The 18,322-nt window shown below is 71.6% G+C and carries 18 protein-coding genes; 11 read left to right on the plus strand and 7 right to left on the minus strand.

Annotated elements, in window-relative coordinates; translation table 11 throughout:
- The gene (gene pknB / locus BJ988_RS05765) at nucleotides 1–2,109 is read right to left on the minus strand and encodes a Stk1 family PASTA domain-containing Ser/Thr kinase (RefSeq protein WP_343051489.1); all 2,109 of its coding nucleotides are present in this window, start codon (nucleotides 2,107–2,109) and stop codon (nucleotides 1–3) included.
- A gap of 113 nt (nucleotides 2,110–2,222) precedes the next feature.
- Between pknB and BJ988_RS05770 the strand changes: the two genes are divergently transcribed.
- From BJ988_RS05770 to BJ988_RS05780, 3 genes are read left to right on the plus strand one after another with little or no spacing between them, the layout of a single operon-like run.
- Nucleotides 2,223–2,594, plus strand: a complete 372-nt coding sequence (locus tag BJ988_RS05770; RefSeq protein WP_179657139.1) for an Rv2175c family DNA-binding protein — start codon at nucleotides 2,223–2,225, stop codon at nucleotides 2,592–2,594.
- Nucleotides 2,595–2,626: 32 nt separating this feature from the next.
- Nucleotides 2,627–3,049: a guanyl-specific ribonuclease gene (locus BJ988_RS05775; protein ID WP_343051490.1), complete on the plus strand. Its 423-nt coding sequence runs from the start codon at nucleotides 2,627–2,629 to the stop codon at nucleotides 3,047–3,049.
- Between the two features lie 10 nt (nucleotides 3,050–3,059).
- Nucleotides 3,060–3,482: a barstar family protein gene (locus BJ988_RS05780; RefSeq protein WP_179657140.1), complete on the plus strand. Its 423-nt coding sequence runs from the start codon at nucleotides 3,060–3,062 to the stop codon at nucleotides 3,480–3,482.
- A 24-nt stretch (nucleotides 3,483–3,506) separates the two neighbouring features.
- Here BJ988_RS05780 and BJ988_RS05785 read toward each other — a convergent pair whose 3' ends face one another.
- Entirely contained in the window at nucleotides 3,507–5,048 is a 1,542-nt protein-coding gene (locus tag BJ988_RS05785; RefSeq protein WP_179657141.1) for a molybdopterin-dependent oxidoreductase, read from the minus strand.
- A gap of 102 nt (nucleotides 5,049–5,150) precedes the next feature.
- On the opposite strand from BJ988_RS05785, the gene sigK reads away from it, so the two are divergent.
- Together sigK and BJ988_RS05795 are read left to right on the plus strand one after the other, a co-directional pair.
- On the plus strand, nucleotides 5,151–5,783 hold the full coding sequence (gene sigK, locus BJ988_RS05790; protein ID WP_343051493.1) for an ECF RNA polymerase sigma factor SigK: 633 nt from the start codon (nucleotides 5,151–5,153) through the stop codon (nucleotides 5,781–5,783).
- On the plus strand, nucleotides 5,773–6,450 hold the full coding sequence (locus BJ988_RS05795; protein ID WP_179657143.1) for an anti-sigma factor: 678 nt from the start codon (nucleotides 5,773–5,775) through the stop codon (nucleotides 6,448–6,450). Before sigK ends, BJ988_RS05795 begins: the two co-directional genes overlap by 11 nt.
- A gap of 156 nt (nucleotides 6,451–6,606) precedes the next feature.
- Here the strand turns inward: BJ988_RS05795 and BJ988_RS05800 are convergent, their stop codons facing one another.
- Nucleotides 6,607–7,692 carry a polyprenyl synthetase family protein gene (locus BJ988_RS05800; protein WP_179657144.1) on the minus strand — a complete coding sequence of 362 codons (1,086 nt, stop codon included), beginning with the start codon at nucleotides 7,690–7,692 and terminating at the stop codon, nucleotides 6,607–6,609.
- 34 nt (nucleotides 7,693–7,726) lie between these two features.
- Between BJ988_RS05800 and metF the strand changes: the two genes are divergently transcribed.
- A complete protein-coding gene (gene metF / locus BJ988_RS05805) occupies nucleotides 7,727–8,617 on the plus strand; it encodes a methylenetetrahydrofolate reductase [NAD(P)H] (RefSeq protein WP_179657145.1) in 891 nt (296 codons plus the stop codon).
- Between the two features lie 13 nt (nucleotides 8,618–8,630).
- Here metF and BJ988_RS05810 read toward each other — a convergent pair whose 3' ends face one another.
- Together BJ988_RS05810 and BJ988_RS05815 are read right to left on the minus strand one after the other, a co-directional pair.
- The gene (locus BJ988_RS05810) at nucleotides 8,631–9,956 is read right to left on the minus strand and encodes an FAD-dependent oxidoreductase (protein WP_179657146.1); all 1,326 of its coding nucleotides are present in this window, start codon (nucleotides 9,954–9,956) and stop codon (nucleotides 8,631–8,633) included.
- Nucleotides 9,953–10,588: a DUF4126 domain-containing protein gene (locus tag BJ988_RS05815; protein WP_179657147.1), complete on the minus strand. Its 636-nt coding sequence runs from the start codon at nucleotides 10,586–10,588 to the stop codon at nucleotides 9,953–9,955. The genes BJ988_RS05810 and BJ988_RS05815 overlap by 4 nt, the downstream gene beginning before the upstream one ends.
- A gap of 121 nt (nucleotides 10,589–10,709) precedes the next feature.
- On the opposite strand from BJ988_RS05815, the gene BJ988_RS05820 reads away from it, so the two are divergent.
- From BJ988_RS05820 to BJ988_RS05840, 5 genes are all read left to right on the plus strand, one after another.
- On the plus strand, nucleotides 10,710–11,303 hold the full coding sequence (locus BJ988_RS05820; RefSeq protein WP_179657148.1) for a hypothetical protein: 594 nt from the start codon (nucleotides 10,710–10,712) through the stop codon (nucleotides 11,301–11,303).
- Between the two features lie 190 nt (nucleotides 11,304–11,493).
- Nucleotides 11,494–11,934, plus strand: a complete 441-nt coding sequence (locus tag BJ988_RS05825; RefSeq protein ID WP_179657149.1) for an SAV_6107 family HEPN domain-containing protein — start codon at nucleotides 11,494–11,496, stop codon at nucleotides 11,932–11,934.
- A 37-nt stretch (nucleotides 11,935–11,971) separates the two neighbouring features.
- Nucleotides 11,972–12,697 (plus strand): methyltransferase domain-containing protein, encoded by a 726-nt coding sequence (locus BJ988_RS05830; protein ID WP_179657150.1) that lies wholly within the window; start codon nucleotides 11,972–11,974, stop codon nucleotides 12,695–12,697.
- A gap of 54 nt (nucleotides 12,698–12,751) precedes the next feature.
- The gene (locus BJ988_RS05835) at nucleotides 12,752–14,035 is read left to right on the plus strand and encodes a Y-family DNA polymerase (protein WP_179657151.1); all 1,284 of its coding nucleotides are present in this window, start codon (nucleotides 12,752–12,754) and stop codon (nucleotides 14,033–14,035) included.
- Between the two features lie 145 nt (nucleotides 14,036–14,180).
- On the plus strand, nucleotides 14,181–14,549 hold the full coding sequence (locus BJ988_RS05840; protein WP_179657152.1) for a DUF3040 domain-containing protein: 369 nt from the start codon (nucleotides 14,181–14,183) through the stop codon (nucleotides 14,547–14,549).
- A gap of 177 nt (nucleotides 14,550–14,726) precedes the next feature.
- Here BJ988_RS05840 and BJ988_RS05845 read toward each other — a convergent pair whose 3' ends face one another.
- Both BJ988_RS05845 and BJ988_RS05850 read right to left on the minus strand, forming a co-directional pair.
- Complete coding sequence (locus BJ988_RS05845; protein WP_179657153.1) at nucleotides 14,727–17,018, minus strand: transglutaminase TgpA family protein; 2,292 nt, start codon at nucleotides 17,016–17,018, stop codon at nucleotides 14,727–14,729.
- Nucleotides 17,015–18,310: a DUF58 domain-containing protein gene (locus BJ988_RS05850; protein ID WP_179657154.1), complete on the minus strand. Its 1,296-nt coding sequence runs from the start codon at nucleotides 18,308–18,310 to the stop codon at nucleotides 17,015–17,017. The genes BJ988_RS05845 and BJ988_RS05850 overlap by 4 nt, the downstream gene beginning before the upstream one ends.
- Nucleotides 18,311–18,322 lie beyond the last annotated feature (12 nt).

Here is an 18,322-nt window from a genome sequence, read left to right on the forward strand (position 1 = left end):
TCAGTTCAACCAGATCGTGATCTCGGAGCCGTACGGCATCTCGCCGCCCGCGGGCTCCTGACGGGTCACGTAGCCGAGGCCGAGGTTGATGCCGCCCTCCTGCTCCTCCTTGACCTTGAACCCGGCGGCCTCGAGGGTCTGCCTGGCGGTGCCCTTGTCGGTGCCGACCACGTTGGGGACCGCCACGGCGGCCGGGCCCTTGGCCACGACCAGCGTCACGGTCTCGCCCTTGGGGAGGGTGCCGGAGCTGGGGCTCTGGCTGAGCACGGTGCCGGGCTGGATCTCCTGGTTCTCCTCCTCCTGGATCTCGACCTTCAGGCCGTCGGCCTCCAGCGACTTCTTGGCGCGCTCGGCGCTGCGGCCGGTCCAGTCGACGATGTCGACAGGCGCGGGGCCCTTGCTGATCACGAGCACCACGGCCTTGCCGGGGCGCACCAGCGTGCCGGGGCGGGGCTGGGAGTTGATGACGTGGCCCTCGGGGACGTTGTCGTTGAACCTCTCGATGGGGTCGCCGACGCTGAGCCCGAGCTCCTGGATCACGTCTTGGGCGTCGTCGGCGAGCATGCCCTTGACCTTGGGCACGGAGTACTCCTCCACGCCCTTGCTCACGCTGATCTCCACGGTCGCGCCGGGCAGCGCCTTGTGGCCGCGGCCCGGGTCGGAGTCGATGACCAGGCCCTTCTCGACGGTCTCGGAGAACTCGGTGTTGGCCGAGACCTCGAAGCCGGACTCCTGAAGCTGTGTGGTCGCCGCCGCCTTGCTCAGGCCGGCCACCGAAGGGACCCGCTCGTAGCGGCCGTCGATGAACCACCACATCCCGGCCGCCACCAGCGCGACGGCCACCACGGCGGCGGTGATCGCGATCGGGCCCTTCCAGCCCGCCGGCATGCTCCGGCGCTGCTTCGGCTGCACCGGGGTCGGCGCGATGCGTACGTTCTCCTCGGGCTCGCTCAGCGAGAGCCGCGCGCCTGCGGGGAGGCCGACGCCAGGAGGCGGGCCAGGCGGACCCGGGGGCCGGCCCGGCGGGGGACCGGAGGGTCCCAGACCAAGCGCGGGCAGCACCGCCGTCGACTCGGCACTGGACTCGTCGTGGGCGCGTGTCGGGGAGTCAGCTGCCCGGTTCGCTGTGTCGGGGGCGCCGGGGGAGGGGAGCGCCAGATCGGCGGTGAGGTCGGGGTCGTCGAAGATGCCGGCGGACAGGGTGGCCATCACCCGGGTGACCATGCGCAGCAGCACCCCGGCGTCGGCGGGACGCAGCTCGGGGTCGCGGGCGGTCGCACGGGCGACCAGGGCGTCGACGTATCGCGGGATCCCGGGCGCCGCCTTGGAGGGCGGCGGGATGTCCTCGTGGACGTGCTTGTAGGCGATGTCGACCGGGGAAGGGCCGCTGTGGGGCTTGCGCCCGGTGAGCAGCTCGTAGAGCACGACGCCGGCGGCGTAGACATCGCTGCGCGGCCCGGACCTGGACTCGGTGACCAGCTCGGGGGCCAGATAGGAGACGGTGCCGACCAGGTTGCCGGTGGTGGCGTCGTTGGAGTTGTTGCTCATCACCCGGGCCAGGCCGAAGTCGGCGACCTTGACTCGCTGCGAGATCGAGCCGGGGCCGGTGGTGATGAGGACGTTCTCGGGCTTGATGTCGCGGTGCACGATCCCGACGGCGTGCGCCGCGGTCATCGCGCTCAGGATCGGCTCGATGTAGGCCAGCGCCTTCGCGGCGCCCAGCGGCGCCTGCGACGCGATCGTGTCGCGCAGCGTGTGGCCCTCGATGTACTCCATCGCGAGGAAGGCGACGCCGTCGTCGTCGTCCTGGTCGTAGACCGCGACCACGTTGGGGTGCGACAGCTTCGCGGCAGAGCGGCCCTCGCGGATGAACCGGTCGGCGAAGTTGCCCTCCTCGTCGAGATCCTGGTGCATGACCTTGACGGCGACGATGCGGTCCAGCCGGGTGTCGTGGGCGACGTAGACCGTCGCCATCCCGCCCTTGGCGACCTTCTCGACGATCCGGTAACGCATCCCCAGGACCTTGCCCAGAAGGGGGTCGGATGCGGTAGCCGAGCTGCCGCCGTGGCGTCCGACGACGCTGTCACGGGGGTCCGCCTCACTAGCCACGCGATCCTCCTGTCTCCGGTTGGAGAAGTATTCCGGACCGGGCAATGGTACGGACCAGGGGGTCCGACTCACGACTTTCCGCCGTGGCCACCCGGGCCGGTAATGTGATTGTTATGAGCGAGTTGCGGTTGGCGGAGCAGGACCTGGGTGTCCTGGTGGACGAGTGGATCGACTGGGCCACGGCCGCGTCGCTGCTCGGGGTGACCGTGGGGAAGGTGCGCACGATGATCCGTGACCACGAGCTCGCCGCGGCGGTTCCTCCAGGGATGAAGGGTCAGCACATCCCGGCCCTGTTCATCCAGGACGGTCTGCCGGTCAAGGGTCTGAGTGGGCTGTTGCACGTGCTCCACGACGGGCGCTACGACGACCGCGAGATCATCGCCTGGCTCTTCCTCGACGACAACCTGCCCGGCCGCCCGATCGACGCGCTTCGAGAGAACCGCGGGTCGGAGGTCAAGCGCCGGGCTCAGGCCATGGCACTGTAGGGGACCCAGTCCGTACGTCTCGGAGGAACCTCGTGAGATCGAAGTCCGTCCTGGTTGGCCTGCTGCTCGCAGTCTTGATGGCGCTGGTCGCCGGATGCGGAGGCGGCGCCGACGACGGCTCCGGCTCCAGCTCGGACGGGGGCGCGAAGAGCGGCACCGACCCCGAGAGCGGGCTCGCCTGGATCGCGGAGTCGGACCTGCCGCCCGAAGGGGTCGAGACGCTCGAGCTGATCGACGCGGGTGGCCCCTTCCCCTACCCGGGCAAGGACGGCAGCACCTTCGGCAACCGCGAGGGGATCCTGCCGCAGGAGGCCTCGGGCTACTACGCGGAGTACACGGTGCCGACGCCTGGCTCCGACGACCGGGGTGCGCGGCGTATCGTCACTGGTGAGGGTGGAGAGTTCTACTACACCGAGGACCACTACGAGTCGTTCTCGCGGATCGACCGGGGGTGAGTGATCCAGAATGAGCGGACTGGCAGGACTTCTGGCCGGGAAGATCGATCCCGGCGTATACCGCTGGCACACCGAGCTGGCGGCGAGAGATCTGGCCGATTCGGTGACCGGTGCCGGCTGGTCGCTGGCGCAGATCGCCGAGGTGGCCGAGACCAAGGACGAGGTGCTCGGCGCCATCGGCACCGCGCTCGGGTTCCCGGCCCACTTCGGCCGCAACCTCGACGCGCTGTGGGACTCGCTGCGCGACGTCTCCGCGCCCACGGTGCTGCTGTGGGAGACCTGGGGGTGTGCTGCGTACGCCGATCGTGCCGGTTTCGACAGGATCGTCGGTGTTCTCCGGGACCGCACCGCGGAGATCGCCGAGGACCGGCCGGCGTTCACCGTGCTGCTGCGCGGTGACGGTCCCGAGACCGACCTCGCCGACCTGGGCTGAGCCGGCCTGGGCTGAGCCCTGGCCTCACCCGACCGTGACGGTGCGGGTGGGGTAGCCGGTGGCGCCGTCGGGAGCCGGGGGCGCCTCGTCGTCGGTCTGGGGTTGCCCCGACCGGTCGAAGGCGCGCGCCTGGACCTGGTGCTCGCCCTCGGTCGCGTCCCAGCGGTAGGTCCACTGCCGCCAGGTGTCGATGCTGTCCTCGGCGGCGAGGTCGGCGGGCTGCCAGGGGCCGTCGTCGATGCGTACCTCGACCTTGCTCACGCCGCGGTGCTGGGCCCAGGCGACCCCGGCCACGGTGACGGTGCCGGGCATGGTCTCCTGGCCGGGGATGTCGATGCGGCACGCGGTCTTGATCGGACCCTCGGCGGACCAACCGCGGTCGGTCCAGTAGGCGCGGAAGTCGGCGAAGCGGGTGACCTCGAGCTCGGTGAGCCACTTGGTCGCCGAGACGTAGCCGTAGAGGCCGGGGACGACCATGCGCACGGGGAAGCCGTGCTCCCGGGTCAGCGGCTCGCCGTTCTGAGCGATCGCGAGCAGCGAGTCGCGGCCGTCGGTGAGCGCCTCGAGGGGTGTGCCGATGGTGATGCCGTCGGCACCGGTCGACTTCACCGCGTCGGCGTCGGGGTCGAGGCCTGCTCGTTTCAAGACGTCGCGGATGCGTACGCCGGTCCAGGTCGCGTTGCCGATCAGGTCGCCACCGACCTCGTTGGAGACGCAGCAGATGGTCACCCGCCGCTCGTAGAGCGGCATCGCGAGCAGATCCTGGTAGGTCAGCTCAACCGGATTCTCGACCAGACCGTGGATCTTGAGCCGGTAGTCGGCGACGTCGAGGCGTGGGGTGAGCAGTGCGATGTCGATGCGGTAGAAGTCGTCGACCGGGGTCAGGTGGGGCGTGAGGCCGTCGATGCGAAGCTCCGCGCCCGCCGGGAGGGGCGCGGCGGGGGAGACGGTCGCGGGGATCGCCACCTTCGTCGCCGGATGGCGGCGGGCGGTGACCACCTTCGCGCCGACCCCGCTCGCCACGCCTGCCGCGGTCACGGCCGATGCCGCCACCAGGAACCTGCGGCGGTCGAAGCCGTCTGGGGCCTCCGCTTCGGTGGTCGCGACGGTCGGGGCGTCCTGCTTCCTCAGGCGCCGGGTCAGGATGACCAGCGACGTGATGCCGATCGCCAGGCCGACCACCAGCGCGACAGTGCCTGTCGTCGGGCTCGCGGTCCCGTTCCCGGACCGCTCGGCGAGCAGGGCGGCGATGTCGACCGCCCCGAGGACCAACAGCATGCCCACGCCCAGCGCGAGGCGGCGTACGGCCAGGGCTCCGGCCACGCCGAGGAGGGCCAGCGTCACCAGCGCGACACAGGCCAGCAGGATCGGCTTGTCGGCGGTGCCGAACGTGGCGACCGCCGCCTCCTTGAGCCAGCGTGGGGTGAGGTCGATGACTCGGTCGCCGAGCGCGAGCAGGGGAGAGGCGCCGCCGGCGAGGGCGGCGATGAGCTCGGCGATGCCGAGGCCGAGTACGCCGGCGGCGATGCCGGCGACTGGGCCGCTCGGGAGCGTGCGGGATGTCATGCTGTGGGTTCGTTGCTGCTCGATGCGCGGATGGGACCAATCCTCCCACTCTTCGGCTGCGAATCCGTGGTGAGAGCTGTCGGTCTGTCGGAAGGAGTGCGCGTGCGGCGAGCCTTGCGGGTCGTGGGCGAGGAGTCGTCACGCGATCCCGACGACGACCTGGACGTGGCGGGGGTGCTCGCCGCGGTCGCCGGTGGCGACCTGCATGCCTTCGGGCGGATCTACGACGACCTGGCTCCGCTCGTCTTCGGGGTGGCGCGGCGGGTGGTGCGTGACCCCTCGCGTGCGGAGGAGGTGACCCAGGAGGTGTTCACCGAGGTCTGGCGCCAGGCCGCTCGGTTCGACGCCTCGCGTGGCTCGTTCCGGACCTGGGTGCTGACGATCGCGCACCGGCGGGCGGTCGACGCGGTGCGCTCCTCGGAGGCGTCGCGTGCGCGAGAGGAGCACGTCGCCCGGCGCGAGCCGGTGGAGGTCGCCGGCCCGGAGGAGGCGGTGGTCACGGCGTCGGAGCACGATGGCGTACGCCGCTGCCTGGAGTCGCTCACGCCGCTGCAGTCGCAGGCCGTGCGGCTCGCCTACTACCAGGGGTTCACCTATCCCGAGGTCGCGGAGATGCTCGGCCGGCCGCTGTCGACGGTGAAGACGCGGATGAGGGACGGGCTGATCCGTCTCAGGGACTGTCTGGCCGAAGCGGAGCCAGAGGCAAAGGGTGGAGGGGCTCGCAGTGGCGCCTGACGTACACGGCCTGCTCGGGGCCTACCTTCTCGACGCGCTGGTGCCGCGGGAGCGCGCCGAGTTCGAGGCCCACCTGGCGGTCTGCGCCGAGTGTCGCGAGGAGGTCGACTCGCTGCGGCCGGCGACCACCTCGCTCGCCGGCGGGGTCGCCGCGACGCCGCCGGCTCCGCTGCGCGGCCGGGTGCTGCGTACGGCCTCGCAGACGCCGCAGCTCCCGCCGTTGGTGGCCGCGGCCCGGCCACGCCGTCGCTGGCTCGCGGCCGCGGTGGCTGCGGCGGCCGCGCTGGTCGTCGGCGTCGGTGTCGGCCTGGGAACGGTCCTGAGCGACGACGAACCGCCGACCATGACCGCCGCCCAGGTGATGTCGGCCCCGGACGCGAAGATGCACAAGAAGAACACCTCCGACGGCGAGCTGATGGTCGCGATGTCGCCCGAGATGCACATGGTCGCCGTCGACGCCGCCCACCTCGACGGCCCCACCGGCATGACCTACCAGGTCTGGTGGCACACCGACGCCGGGATGGAGTCCGCCGGCGTCATGGACGGAGAGATGTCCTTGGCCGTGCCCGTCGAGGACGGCGACCTGATGGTCACCATGGAACCCAAGGGCGGCTCCGACCAGCCGTCCGACAAGGTCCTCTTCGAGATGCCCGCCACCTCGCTCTAGCCGAGACGTCACGTACGTCGGCCGAGACGTCACCCCGGTCGGCCGAGACGTCACGTACGTCGGCCGAGGTGGCACGCCCGTGACGTTTCGTCCGACCGGGGTGACGCTTCGGCCGACGGCAGTGACGCTTCGGCCGACCGTAGTGACGCTTCGGCGTCAGAGGGCGCGCTGGGTCGCGGCGGTGGCCAGGGCGCGGAGGGTGGTGGCGGCGTGCTCGTCGAGGAGTCCTGAGGACCGGGCGTCGTCGAGGGCGGTGAGGCCCTGGTCGGCGAGCTCGGTGATGGTCTTCTCGACCTGCTGCTCCGCGCCGGAGGAGGCGATGATCGTACGCAGCGCGGAGACCTGGTCCTCGGTGAGCGGCTGGCCGAGCGAGCGGTCGAGGAGGTCTGCCTCGGCGGGCGGTGAGCCGGTCAGGGCCAGCGCGACCAGGACGGTGCGCTTGCCCTCGACGAGGTCGTCGCCGGCGGGCTTCCCGGTGACCGACGGGTCGCCGAAGACGCCGAGGAGGTCGTCGCGGAGCTGGAAGGCCTCGCCGACGGGCAGGCCGTAGGCCGACAGCGCCTCGATCTGCTCGGTCGAAGCCGCGGCCAGGGCGGCGCCGACGTGGAGGGGGCGCTCGACCGAGTATTTGGCGGCCTTGTAGCGCACCACCTTCATCGCGGCCTCGACGTCCGCGACACCGCGCGCCTGGACGGTGATGTCGAGGAACTGACCGGCGATGACCTCGCTGCGGGTCTGGTCGAACACCGAGAGCGCGTCGGCGGTCTCGGGCGCCGCGAACCCAGCGGTACGCAGCAGCTCGTCGGACCAGGTCAGCAGGAGGTCCCCGAGGAGCACAGCTGCGGCATCACCGTAGGCACGGGACCGCCCGGGCCACCCCGCGGCGGAATGGTCGGCCTCGAACGCGCGGTGCGCGGACGGGGCGCCGCGCCGGGTGTCGGAGTCGTCGATGACGTCGTCGTGGACGAGCGCCGACGCCTGGAGCAGCTCGAGCGCGGCGGCGGCCCGCACGAGCGACTCCTCCTCGGCCGGGGAGGGAGCGGGGTGGACCGCGCGGAAGCCCCAGTAGCAGAACGCGGCCCGCAGGCGCTTGCCGCCGGACATCGACTCCCGGGCCCGGCGCAGCAGCGGTTCGACCTCGTCCCCGAGCGGGGCCAGCCGCTCGGTCTGCGTCACGAGGAAGGTGTCCAGAGCGCCCTGGACGCGACGGCGGAATTCATCGGCGTCCCACGTTTCATTCACCCTCCGAGCCTAGGCCACTGCCTACGATGGTCCGATGGTGACCGGACGTGGACGCTCCCTCGCGGAGCTGATCAACGAGGGCGACCGCTCGTTCTCCTTCGAGTTCTTCCCGCCGAAGGACGAGGCAGGCGAGGAGCAGCTGTGGAACGCGATCCGTGCGCTGGAGCCCTACCGTCCGACGTTCGTGAGCGTCACCTACGGCGCCGGCGGCTCGACCCGTGACAAGACCGTCGCCATCACCGGCCGGATCGCCGCCGAGACCGAGCTGCTGCCCGTCGCCCATCTGACCTGCGTCGGCCACACCCGTGACGAGGTCGCCGCGATCCTCGACTCCTACGCCGCGCAGGGCGTCACGCACGTGATGGCGCTGCGCGGCGACCCCGCCGACGGCCCGCGTGCCGAGTGGACGCCGACCGCCGGTGGCCTCGACTACGCGATCGACGTGGTGAGGCTGGCCAGGGAGCGCGGCGACTTCCGCATCGGCGTCGCCGCCTTCCCCGAAGGCCATCCGAGCGCCGAGTCGATCGAGGCCGACGCCGACGTGCTGGTCGCCAAGGCCGAGGCCGGTGCCGAGTTCGCGGTCACCCAGATGTTCTTCCGTGCGGCCGACTACTTCGGCCTCGTCGACCGGGTCCGCGCCCGCGACGTCGACATCCCGATCCTGCCGGGGATCATGCCGATCCTGAACCTCGCCGCCATCCGTCGCCAGAGCGAGCTCATCGGCGCCGAGGTCCCTGAGGAGATCGTCGAGCGCCTGACCGCCGCCGGTCCGGAGCCGGCCGACATCCGTGCCGAGGGCATCGCGGTGGCCGCCGAGCTGTGTCAGGAGCTCCTCGATGGCGGCGCGCCGGGGCTCCACTTCTACACGCTCAACCGCTCCAGGGCGACGCTGGAGATCTTCGCCAAGCTCAACGTCACTCCCTAGAAACCGCTGGCGCTCACCTCTGGCTGGGACCGATCGACTGCGCGACGAGCGCGGACGACAGCCCCGTGAACGGCAGCCCGGAGCCGGGTGTGGCGTGGGCGCCGGCGGCGTAGACGTTCGGGATGGGTGTGCGCGGTCCGAGACGCTGGAACACCGTGCTCCGCCCCTCCCACTTCACGCCCAGAGGTGACCCGCGCCAGCGGCGTACGAGCTCGGCGGCGCCCAGGTCGACACGGTGCACGACATGCTCGCGGAGGTCGACCTTGTGGCGGGCCAGCGCCAGCAGGACGTCCTCCATCAGCTTGCCGTAGGAGTGGACCGTCCAGGCGTGCTGTCCCTCGGGAGCGATCCCTCGGGTGCGTACGACGAGGGTCGGCTCGCCGTGCAGGACCAGCTCGTCGGGCAGGTCGAGCAGATGGTCGGGCAGCGAGGCGAGCCCGAGGTGGAACGTCATCGGCGGGATCGCCGGCAGCGTGCGTTCCACCAGGGGCCGCAGGGCCGGCAGCGAGCGCGGGTCGAGGGCGACCACGACCGCTCCGTCGACGCCGAGATCGATCTCGCCGTCGGTGGTGCTGACCGCGACCGCCCTCCCGCCGCGGAGGATGATGTCCTCCACCCGGGTCGCGGTCTGCACCGAGACCCGGCGGGTGGTCATCCGGGCCGCGAGCACCTCGGCGACGACCCCCATCCCGCCTTCGACGCGCCAGCCGCCGAAGCGCTGCTCGAGGTAGGCGGTGAGCCCCGCCCAGGCAGGTACGTCGCGCAGCTCCTGCCCCGCGGCGACGAACGGATGCCCCGCGACCAGCCGAAGCCGCTCGTCCTTGAACGTCTTGCGCAGCCGCTTGTGGAGGGTCTCGCGAGACCGGAACCGCTCTGCGACGGCCGACGGCAGCGCGGAGGGCTCCCACGGCACCTCGAAGTAGTGCTTGCGCAGGACCTCCCAGTCCTCGCTGAACCGGGCGACGTAGTCGGTCCACTGCTGGCCGATTCCCGGTCCGAGCCCGTCGAAGGCCGCCAGCTGGGCTCCGCGGGTGCCGCCGGGCACCGCGACCGAGGTCTTGTCGGCGAACCGGTGCTCACGGATGACGTCCATCGGCACCAGCTCCAGCTCACGCTCCGCAGGCCGTCCGGACTTTCGGAACAGGTCGCGCATCACCGCGGGCAGCAGGGTCGAGGTCGCCGAGGCGTCCCAGGTGAACCCTTCCTCGCGCACCGGCACCAGGGCGCCACCGAGCTGACCGGAGGCCTCCAGGAGGGTCACCGAGTGGCCGAGCTTGGCCAGCCTCGCGGCGCTGGCCATCCCTGCGTAGCCGCCCCCGAGGACGATTACGCGCGTCACTGGACGGGGTAGGGCTTGGTCGCGCCGTCGGACGGTCCGCCGGGCGGCTCGGACCCGCGTCTTCCGCGCCGGGTCAGCCTGCGCCAGCCGCCGCGAACGGCTCGGACGACGAAGTACATCAGCACCAGCCCGGCCACCAGCATCACGGCGGCGATGCCGGCCGCGGCCAGCGGGTGCTGGGTGGCGAGCCAGACCACGCCGAGGACGAGGCCGTCCTCGGCCACGCTGACCACCGAGTTGGAGACCGGCTCGGGGGAGGAGTTGACCGCCAGCCGCTCGCTGGCCTTGATCAGGTGCGACATCAGCGCCGACGTGCCGCCTACGACGCCGCCGACCGCCGCACCGAGCGAATCGGCCTCACCGGCGAGCAGGACGCCGATCACGGCGCCGATCGTAGGCCGGATCACCGTGGAGATCGAGTCCCACGTCGAGTCGATGTAGGGCACCTTGTCGGCGACGAACTCGATCGCGAACATCACCCCCGCGGCGGTCAGCACGGGCCAGGTGCCGAGCACGTCGGGGATCTCCTCGGCCCCCGTCGCACGCTGCACGACGCCGAGCACCAGCACGACGAGGTAGGCGTTGATGCCACTGGCCCACCCGCTGGAGAAGGTCAGCGCTAGAGATTCCATGGGGACATCTTGGCCTACGCCGAAGATCGATCGCCACGCTCCGTATTTACCTCCGTTGTCACCCGTACGGCAGAATGGATTGATCGATACCGAGGAAACCCCCACGTGGCAAGGAGACCGGATGACCATGACGACACCCGACGAGAACGAAGGTGTGGTCGTGAACGAGGACCCCGAGGCCGCCGTAGAGGTGGCCGCCCTCGCGGCTGAACCCGTGCCGCGGGAGATGACGTGGGCGGTTCGCTTGATCATCGGGCTGGTCGCGTTCAGCGCCGTCGTGGTCGTGGTGATGGTGCTGCGTTCCGATGACCTGGTGCGCGCCTGGGCAGAGGGCAACCCCTCGGCCAAGCGCATCTTGGAGACCGAGGGGCTCGAAGCCCTGATCAACCCGCCCACCGACAACCGGATCAGCGCGCCGGCGTTCATCGCCCCCGCGATCACGCTGTTCGGGGTGATGGCCTGCATGCTCGGCGTGCTCGCGGTCTTCCTCCGCAACGGCTTCGAGTGGTCTCGCATCACGATCACCTTCCTGGTGTTCATCTCCGCCGTGGCCAGCGTCGGTGGCATCCTGACCGGCCCGCCGGTGATCATCACCGTGCTAACCGCGATCGCGATCGTCATCGCCGCGGCCCTGCTGGTGGTCATGTGGCTGCCGGCGAACACGCGCTACATCCACCCGCCGCACCAGATCCGCGGCATGGTCGCCGACGACTGAGCGACCCGCAGCGCTCGTCGACACACCCCGTCTCCGAAACGTCTTGTGACTGTCGGTGGCGGGGTGTAGTTTGATCTTGTGTTCGAACAGATGTTCGAACAACAGGCTCTGGCGGGCGTCGTCCTCGACCCCCGGCGCCCGCCGGAGCCGTCCACTGCGGGGTCGACCGTGAGCGAGAAGGACGACCCCGATGCATCTGCTGCCGGCGACGACACACAGCTACCTCTTCCGCGCGACCGAGTCGCTCGCGGAGGCCATCGTGGGCGACGACGTGCCGAGCAGGTACGCGATGGCGCACGTCGCCGCGCTCCAGGCCGCCGCCGCGCTGATCGCGGCCCGCACCGACCCCGTCGCGGCCGCGAGCCCCGCCGGTCGCCGCCGCCCGTGGAACGCCTGGGTCCGCCTCAAGAAGCTGGCGCCCGAGCTCTCCGAGTGGGCCGACTACTTCGCTGCCGGCGCAGCCAAGCGTGCCGCTGCGGAGGCCGGCTCGATCCGGGCGGTCACCGCGGAGGAGGCCGACGACCAGGTGCGTGACGCCGACCGTTTCCTCGCCGTCGTCGAGGAGTCCCTCGGGCTGATGGCCCACGCCTCGGTGGTCAGCCGGCCTCGGCACGACCGCCTCGTGGGCTGATTCAGGTGAGGTGGGCACAGGGCCTACGCTTGGCCCCATGGCAGCTGGCTCCGCATCAACCAGTCGTCGGGCAGGCGCCCGGACCGTCGCCGTCTGGGACGCGCTCGACCCGGTCCTGGCCTCCGGCTCGCTCGACGTCCTCGACATCGGCGGTGGCACCGGCACCTCCGCCGTACGCGTCGCCGGGCTCGGTCACACGGTCACCGTGGTCGACCCGAGCCCCGATGCCCTGGCCGCGCTCGACCGACGCGCCCGCGAGGCCGGTGTCTCGGTCGACGCGCGCCAAGGTGATCTTGCCGCCCTCTCCGACGTCGCCGACCCCAGCGGCGCCGACGTGGTGCTCTGCCACGGCGTTCTCGAGGTCGTCCCCGACCCGGAGGCGGCACTGGCGGGGATCCGCGAGGTGCTCCGTCCCGGCGGCACCCTCAGCCTGCTGGTCGCCCAGCGCACCGCCGCCGTCCTCTCCCGAGCCCTGGCCGGTCACTTCGCGCAGGCCGCCGAGCTCCTCGACGACACCACCCCGCAGGGGCGCTCGGGCCGCCGGTTCTCGCTCGGCGAGGTCACCGGGCTGCTGGACGCGGCAGGTTTCGAGGTCTCGGACGTCCGCGGCGTACGTGTGTTCATCGATCACGTCCCCGGGTCGCTGCTCGACGCCGATCCTGCGGCGTCCGCGGCGCTCGTGGACCTGGAGCAGCGGGCCTCTACCCGGGCGGACTACCTGCCGATGGCCACTCAGGTGCATCTGCTCGCTTCGCTTCGCTAGCGGCTCGCTTCGCTACGCCGAGTCGGCGCTGGTCTGCGTCCTCGGAGGATCGGGTTGACCTCCTCCGCCGGCGCTCCGGAGGCCACCCCGTTCCTCCATGTCGACATGGACGCGTTCTTCGTGTCGGTGGCGATCCGGCACCAGCCCGAGCTCTGGGACCAGCCGGTGGTGGTCGGGGGACACGCCCGTGGTGTGGTGACCTGCGCCAACTATCCGGCCCGGGCCTTCGGCGTGCGGGCCGCGATGCCCGGCGCGATGGCGAGACGGCTGTGTCCTCAGCTGGTCTCGGTCCGTCTCGACTTCGGTGAGGTCGCCGAGGTCTCTCGTCAGGTCCGCGAGATCTTCCGCCGCGCCACCCCGCTGGTGGAGGTGGTCAGCGTCGACGAGGCGTTCCTCGACGTGCGCGGTGCGATCAGGCTCTTCGGGAGCCCCGAACGGATCGCGGAGCGGATCCGGCGCCAGATCGCCGAAGAGCTGAGCATCACCTGCTCGGTCGGCGTCGCGCCGACGCCGAGCGTGGCCAAGGTCGGCAGCCGCAAGGCCAAGCCCGACGGCGTCGTGATCGTCCGGCCTGAGGACATCCCCGGGTTCCTCCACCCCCTCGATGTCGGTGAGCTCTACGGCGTCGGTCCGAGCACCCGCAACCGGCTCCGGCGGCTCGGGTTCGAGACGGTGGGCGACATCGCCCGCACCCCGGTCCCGACGCTCCACCAGATCCTCGGCCCGCGCCTGGGTGGCCACCTGCACCGGCTCGCCACCGGCGCCGACCGGCGGGAGCTGACCGGACGGCTGGGGCTGGGCGTGCCGGAGACGACCGGAGCGAGGTCGAGCGGCGAGCTTGCTCGTCCGCTCGCGCCGAGCGAGGGAGTGACCGCGCGAAGCGCGGATCGATCCACCGGCGCCCAGGAGACCTTCGGCCACGACCTGAGCGACCGTGAGGACATCGTCCGCGAACTGCTGCGCCTCTCGGCTCGGGTCACCCGGCGGATGCGGCGGGCCGGCACGGTCGGCCGCACCGTCGCGTTGACGGTGCGGTTCACCGACTTCAAGACGATCTCCCGCTCTCGCACCCTGCCCGACCCCACCGACGTCACCCAGGAGGTGCACGCCACGGTCGTCCGCCTCTACGACGAGCTGAACCTCCGCGGCCGGGCGCTACGCCTGGTCGGGGTCCGGGTCGAGCACCTCGTCGCGCGCGAAGGGACCGACCGACAGCTCGAGCTCGGCGCGCGGGAACGAGGCTGGTCCGAGGCCGACCGCGCCGCAGACCGGGTCGCTGAGCGCTTCGGATCCAGCCTCGTACGTCGGGCGAGTCTTCTCCGCGACGGCCAGGGTTGACGCGACAGCCGGTTTGCTTGACACAATCAGCACAGGTTGTGCCATGTGGCAGAACGTCGAGGGGCAAGAATTTTCGGGGCTCCCTACCGCCTTCAGGGTGGCGAGCCTAGACTTGGAGATGCCCCAACAGGACATGGGAGGTACGGTGCCACTCTCGGAAGAGGAGCTTCGCCTGCTCGAGCAGATGGAGCGCGCGCTCTCGGCGGAGGACCCGAAGTTCGCCTCCGCTCTCCGAGGCACGGCCTTGCGCCGTGCCCAACGTCGGCATGCGGTCATCGCGGGCGTCGTGCTCGCCGGTGGAGTCGCGCTGCTGATGGCCGGTGTGATCTCGCGGATGTGGGTCATCGGGGTGGTCGGCTTCTTGGTGATGCTGGCCTCGACCTCCGTGCTGCTCACCGCTCTGCGCGGCGCCGCCACGGTCGAGGAGGACGACGGGGATCATGAGCCCCGCAGCTCGTTCCTGGACCGGGCCAGCGAACGCTGGAAACAGCGTCGCCGCGACAACGATCTCTAGTGGCGCGTCCCAGAAGTTCCTAGGCGCTTCGCGCCGCCATGGCACGCACCTCGCGGCGTTGGCGCCGCTCGGAAGACGCCCGGTATGACTTCGCGTCGCCGGCCTTGCGATGCACGCACCCTGGCGACGCCAAGCATCCAGGAACTTCCAGGACGCGCCACTAGACGTCAGCAAGCCTTAAGACGAGATCAGCTCCCGCTCGGACCGCGCCGCCGGTCCGGCGGCAGCCGGTGACGTCGGGCGGCGGAAGACCGACGCCGGCCACAGGCTTGCCCGACGCCGCGCACGGCGGTCGGCGTGCTCCCTGAGCGTGGCCGAGACCAGGCGTACGTCGTCCCCGACCGTCGCGATGTCGCGACGCTCGGCGTAGCGATTGCGCTCGACGGCGGTGACGATCCGCTGCAGCGCGGTCATCGGCTCGCGATCTCGCAGGTGCGGGGCGAGCCCGGTGGCCTCCTCCCGCGGTGATCGGGTCCCGGACCAGGGCAGACCCAGGTCGATCGCGGTGTCACCCAGCTCGGCCCAGCAGGCCTCCGCGTCACCGGCGAGCCGAGCCGTACGCCGCCGGCGCCGGATCACGGCCGGCGCCGCGAGCGCGATCGCGCCGATCAACGCCGCGATCCCCAGGCCGGTCCAGATGGCACCGGAGCTGGACTCCTCGGTGTCGCTCTGGGTGGCCTCCGGAGTCTCCGGCGCCTCGCGCTGCGGCCGGTTGGGCGCCGGAGCGGCGCTCGCGTCGGTGCTGGGAACCGGCGCCTGCGGCTCGTTGCGTACGTTGCCCAGTGCGCCGGCGGTGTAGCCGGGCTCGCTGGTGTCGGCGGCCGCCGGGGTCGGCTCGAAGCGGACCCAGCCGATGTCCTCGAACCACAGCTCGGGCCAGGCATGCAGGTCGCGGCCGCGGAACGTCCAGGCGCCGTCCTCGTCCTGGTCGCCGTTGAGGAAGCCGAAGGCGACCCGGGCCGGGATGCCGAGCTGGCGGGCCAGCACGGCCATCGCCGTGGCGTACTGCTGGCAGTAGCCGACCTTGTTGTCGGTCAGGAAGTCCACCAGGGCGGCACCGTCGGTGCCGACATCACGTTCCAGGCTGTAGGTGAACTCGCCGCTGTGCCGAAACCAGTTCTGCAGGGCGACGGCCTGGGTGAACGGCCGGTCCTGGCCGGCGGTCCGCTCCAGGGCGATCTCCGCGATCTCGTCCGGGAGCAGCGGCAGGTCGGTCATGCCCGGTGGGGCGCCGACCCCGGGCTCGCCGGCGGCGAGCAGACGCTCCTGGGTGGGCTCGACAGGGGCGGCGGTCATCCGCCAGCTCTGCCCGGCGACGGTCTCGTCCCTGCCCTCGGTGGACATGAAGTCGAGGGTGTCCTCGTCGTAGCGCCAGGGCCCCTTGGCAGTGATCTCGAGGGGATGGGTAAAGACCGGGAGCCAGGTCGACTCGAACTTGTCGCTGGCCCGGATCTGATAGGTCGTCGGCTCACCCAGCAGGGTCTCGTCCGACATCGGCGGCTCGAAGGTGGCCACGCCGGTCTGGTCGGAGGGCACGTCGCGGTTGCCCGAGGTCCACTCGGTTCCGGTGAACTTGGTGAGCGCACCCACCCGCAGGTAGGACGGGGGAGCCTCGGTGTCGCCGTAGACCGGGGTCACGGTCACCATCACCTGGTCGCTCTGCCGGCGCAGGTCGTCGTAGAGCCCGACGGTCGGGTTGATCACCCGCAAGGGGCCGTCACCGTCGCCCGCCCCCAGACCTGGCAGGGCGACGTTCGCGCTGGGCAGCCAGGCCGGGGCGAGCAGGGCGATCGCGACCGCGGAGACGCCGATGAGCGCGGGGCCGGTGGCGGGCACCACCGGCAGGTCCTCGTCGAGGCGTCGCCCCCAGCGACCGAGCTGCTGGGCACGGTCGAGTCGCAGCATCACCAGGAACGAGGTCGCGGTGAACGCGAAGACGACCCAGGAGACCCCGCCCCAGCCGCCGGCGCCGATGATGGAGAACGGCACTGTGAAGACGCCCAGCACCACGAGGCCCATCATCGGCGGTCGCCGCAGCGTGACCGCCAGGATGTCGGCGAGCAGCACCGCCGCCGCCCCGGCCGGGACGAGATAGGGAGCCACCCCCGATGCCGACATCGGCAGGTCGAACGGGTCGAACGCGGCGTAGGCCTCCGTCATCTCGGCCACGACCCGCGCCCGGCCGCCGCCGGTGACCGGGAAGGGGTGCTGGACGACCAGAAGGCCGGTCGCGATCGTGCCGAGGAGCACCTGCAGCAGCACCACGACCGAGCCGTGCACGCGCAGCAGCCGCGCGGAGATGCCGGTGCCGACGATGAGCAGGCCGACGACCAGGATCGGGCCGAGGTAGGGGAACCGGGCGCTCGTGAACGATCCCCACGAAGCCAGTGCGAACAGGACGGTCACGAAGCACGTCAGCGGCACGGCCATCGCGGGGGCGACGCCGCGTACGTCGGAGGAGGTCATCATCGCGCTGCCCCCGCTCCCGCCGCCGCGCCTCGGGTGCCGAGCTCGCGCCAGCGGGTGGCCAGCGAGTCGCCGGGGCCGAGGTCGACGGCCTTCCAGCCGTGCTGGACGAGCAGAGGTACGCCGCTGGGCCGACGTTGCTCGGGCGCGAGGTGGACCGCGCTCCAGCCGTCGACGGCGAGCGCGAAGGCGAGCGCGGCCCCGGTGTGGTGCCGGACCCGGCGAAGGACTCCGGCGTCCTCCTCCTCGAGGGAGCCGAGCACCGCCACGGTGACCCCACCCTGTCCGGCCTCGCCGATCCAGGACGCGTCGATGCGGTGGTGATGGACGGTCTCGACCACGGCGAGCGCCTCCAGCAGGGCGGCCGCGTCGGCCTGGCCGTCACGGTCGTGCCAGCCGGCGCCGAGCTGGTTGTGTGCCGGGCCGGAACCTGCCGCGGCGCCGGCGGAGGTCACCAGACGCACGGAGTAGCCGGCCTCGACCAGGTGCACCGAGACGGAGGCGGCGACGACGACGGCCTGCTCGAACGACGAGCTCGCGCCCTGGCCGCGGTGGACCGAGCGTCGGTTGTCGAGGAAGACGGTGGCGCGGGCCTGCCAGGGCTGCTCCTCGCGGCGGACCATCAGCTCGCCGAGGTGGGCCGAGCTGGGCCAGTGCACCCGGCGGAGCTCGTCGCCGCGACGGTATTCACGCACGGTGATGTCCTCGGCGCTGCCGCCGAGGAACGCCCGGGGCCGAGAGTCGCCCGAAGAGGTCGCGTTGCCGGTCAGCGGAGTCGGCGGCAACGTGACCACCCGCGGCGTGACCGTGAACGGGACCGTGGACTGGAAGGCACGGTTGAGCTCGACCAGGCCGAACGGGTCGGCCACCGTCACGCGCATCGGGCCGATGTCGAACCGCCCCCGGATCTCTGAGCGGATCTGGTAGCCGAGCTTGTGACGCCACCCGAAGCCGATCCTGTCGACCACGAAGCGTGGCCGCCCGCCCAGTGCGTAGGGCACCGTCTCCTCCAGCAGCAGGGTGCCGGTGGGGATACGGCCCTCGTTGGCGATGGTGAGCTCGACCCTGGCGGGCTGACCGGCCTCGGTCAGGTGCGGCTCGATGTGACGTACGAGCGCGAGTCGGTAGCGGCCCAAGGCGGCGACCACCGCGGTGACCAGCGGCAGCGCGACCAGCAGCATCCCGATCCGAGACAGCGTGGACTGGTCCAGCAGGATCCCGCAGACGACGGCGGTGATCCCGGCGGCCAGGAAAGCCCGGCCCCGGACGGTGAGCCCGGACAGCGCCTCGCGCATCGTTTACCCCTT

Origin of the sequence: Nocardioides panzhihuensis (assembly GCF_013408335.1) — a bacterium.
Lineage (GTDB): Bacteria > Actinomycetota > Actinomycetes > Propionibacteriales > Nocardioidaceae > Nocardioides > Nocardioides panzhihuensis.

Excerpts from the sequence above, each read along its gene's own strand:
- BJ988_RS05845 (WP_179657153.1), bottom strand. The coding sequence starts at position 17,018 with ATGATGACCTCCTCCGACGTACGCGGCGTCGCCCCCGCGATGGCCGTG.
- BJ988_RS05820 (WP_179657148.1), top strand. The coding sequence starts at position 10,710 with ATGACCATGACGACACCCGACGAGAACGAAGGTGTGGTCGTGAACGAG.
- BJ988_RS05815 (WP_179657147.1), bottom strand. The coding sequence starts at position 10,588 with ATGGAATCTCTAGCGCTGACCTTCTCCAGCGGGTGGGCCAGTGGCATC.
- metF (WP_179657145.1), top strand. The coding sequence starts at position 7,727 with ATGGTGACCGGACGTGGACGCTCCCTCGCGGAGCTGATCAACGAGGGC.
- BJ988_RS05825 (WP_179657149.1), top strand. The coding sequence starts at position 11,494 with ATGCATCTGCTGCCGGCGACGACACACAGCTACCTCTTCCGCGCGACC.
- BJ988_RS05830 (WP_179657150.1), top strand. The coding sequence starts at position 11,972 with ATGGCAGCTGGCTCCGCATCAACCAGTCGTCGGGCAGGCGCCCGGACC.
- BJ988_RS05785 (WP_179657141.1), bottom strand. The coding sequence starts at position 5,048 with ATGACATCCCGCACGCTCCCGAGCGGCCCAGTCGCCGGCATCGCCGCC.
- BJ988_RS05780 (WP_179657140.1), top strand. The coding sequence starts at position 3,060 with ATGAGCGGACTGGCAGGACTTCTGGCCGGGAAGATCGATCCCGGCGTA.
- BJ988_RS05850 (WP_179657154.1), bottom strand. The coding sequence starts at position 18,310 with ATGCGCGAGGCGCTGTCCGGGCTCACCGTCCGGGGCCGGGCTTTCCTG.
- BJ988_RS05770 (WP_179657139.1), top strand. The coding sequence starts at position 2,223 with ATGAGCGAGTTGCGGTTGGCGGAGCAGGACCTGGGTGTCCTGGTGGAC.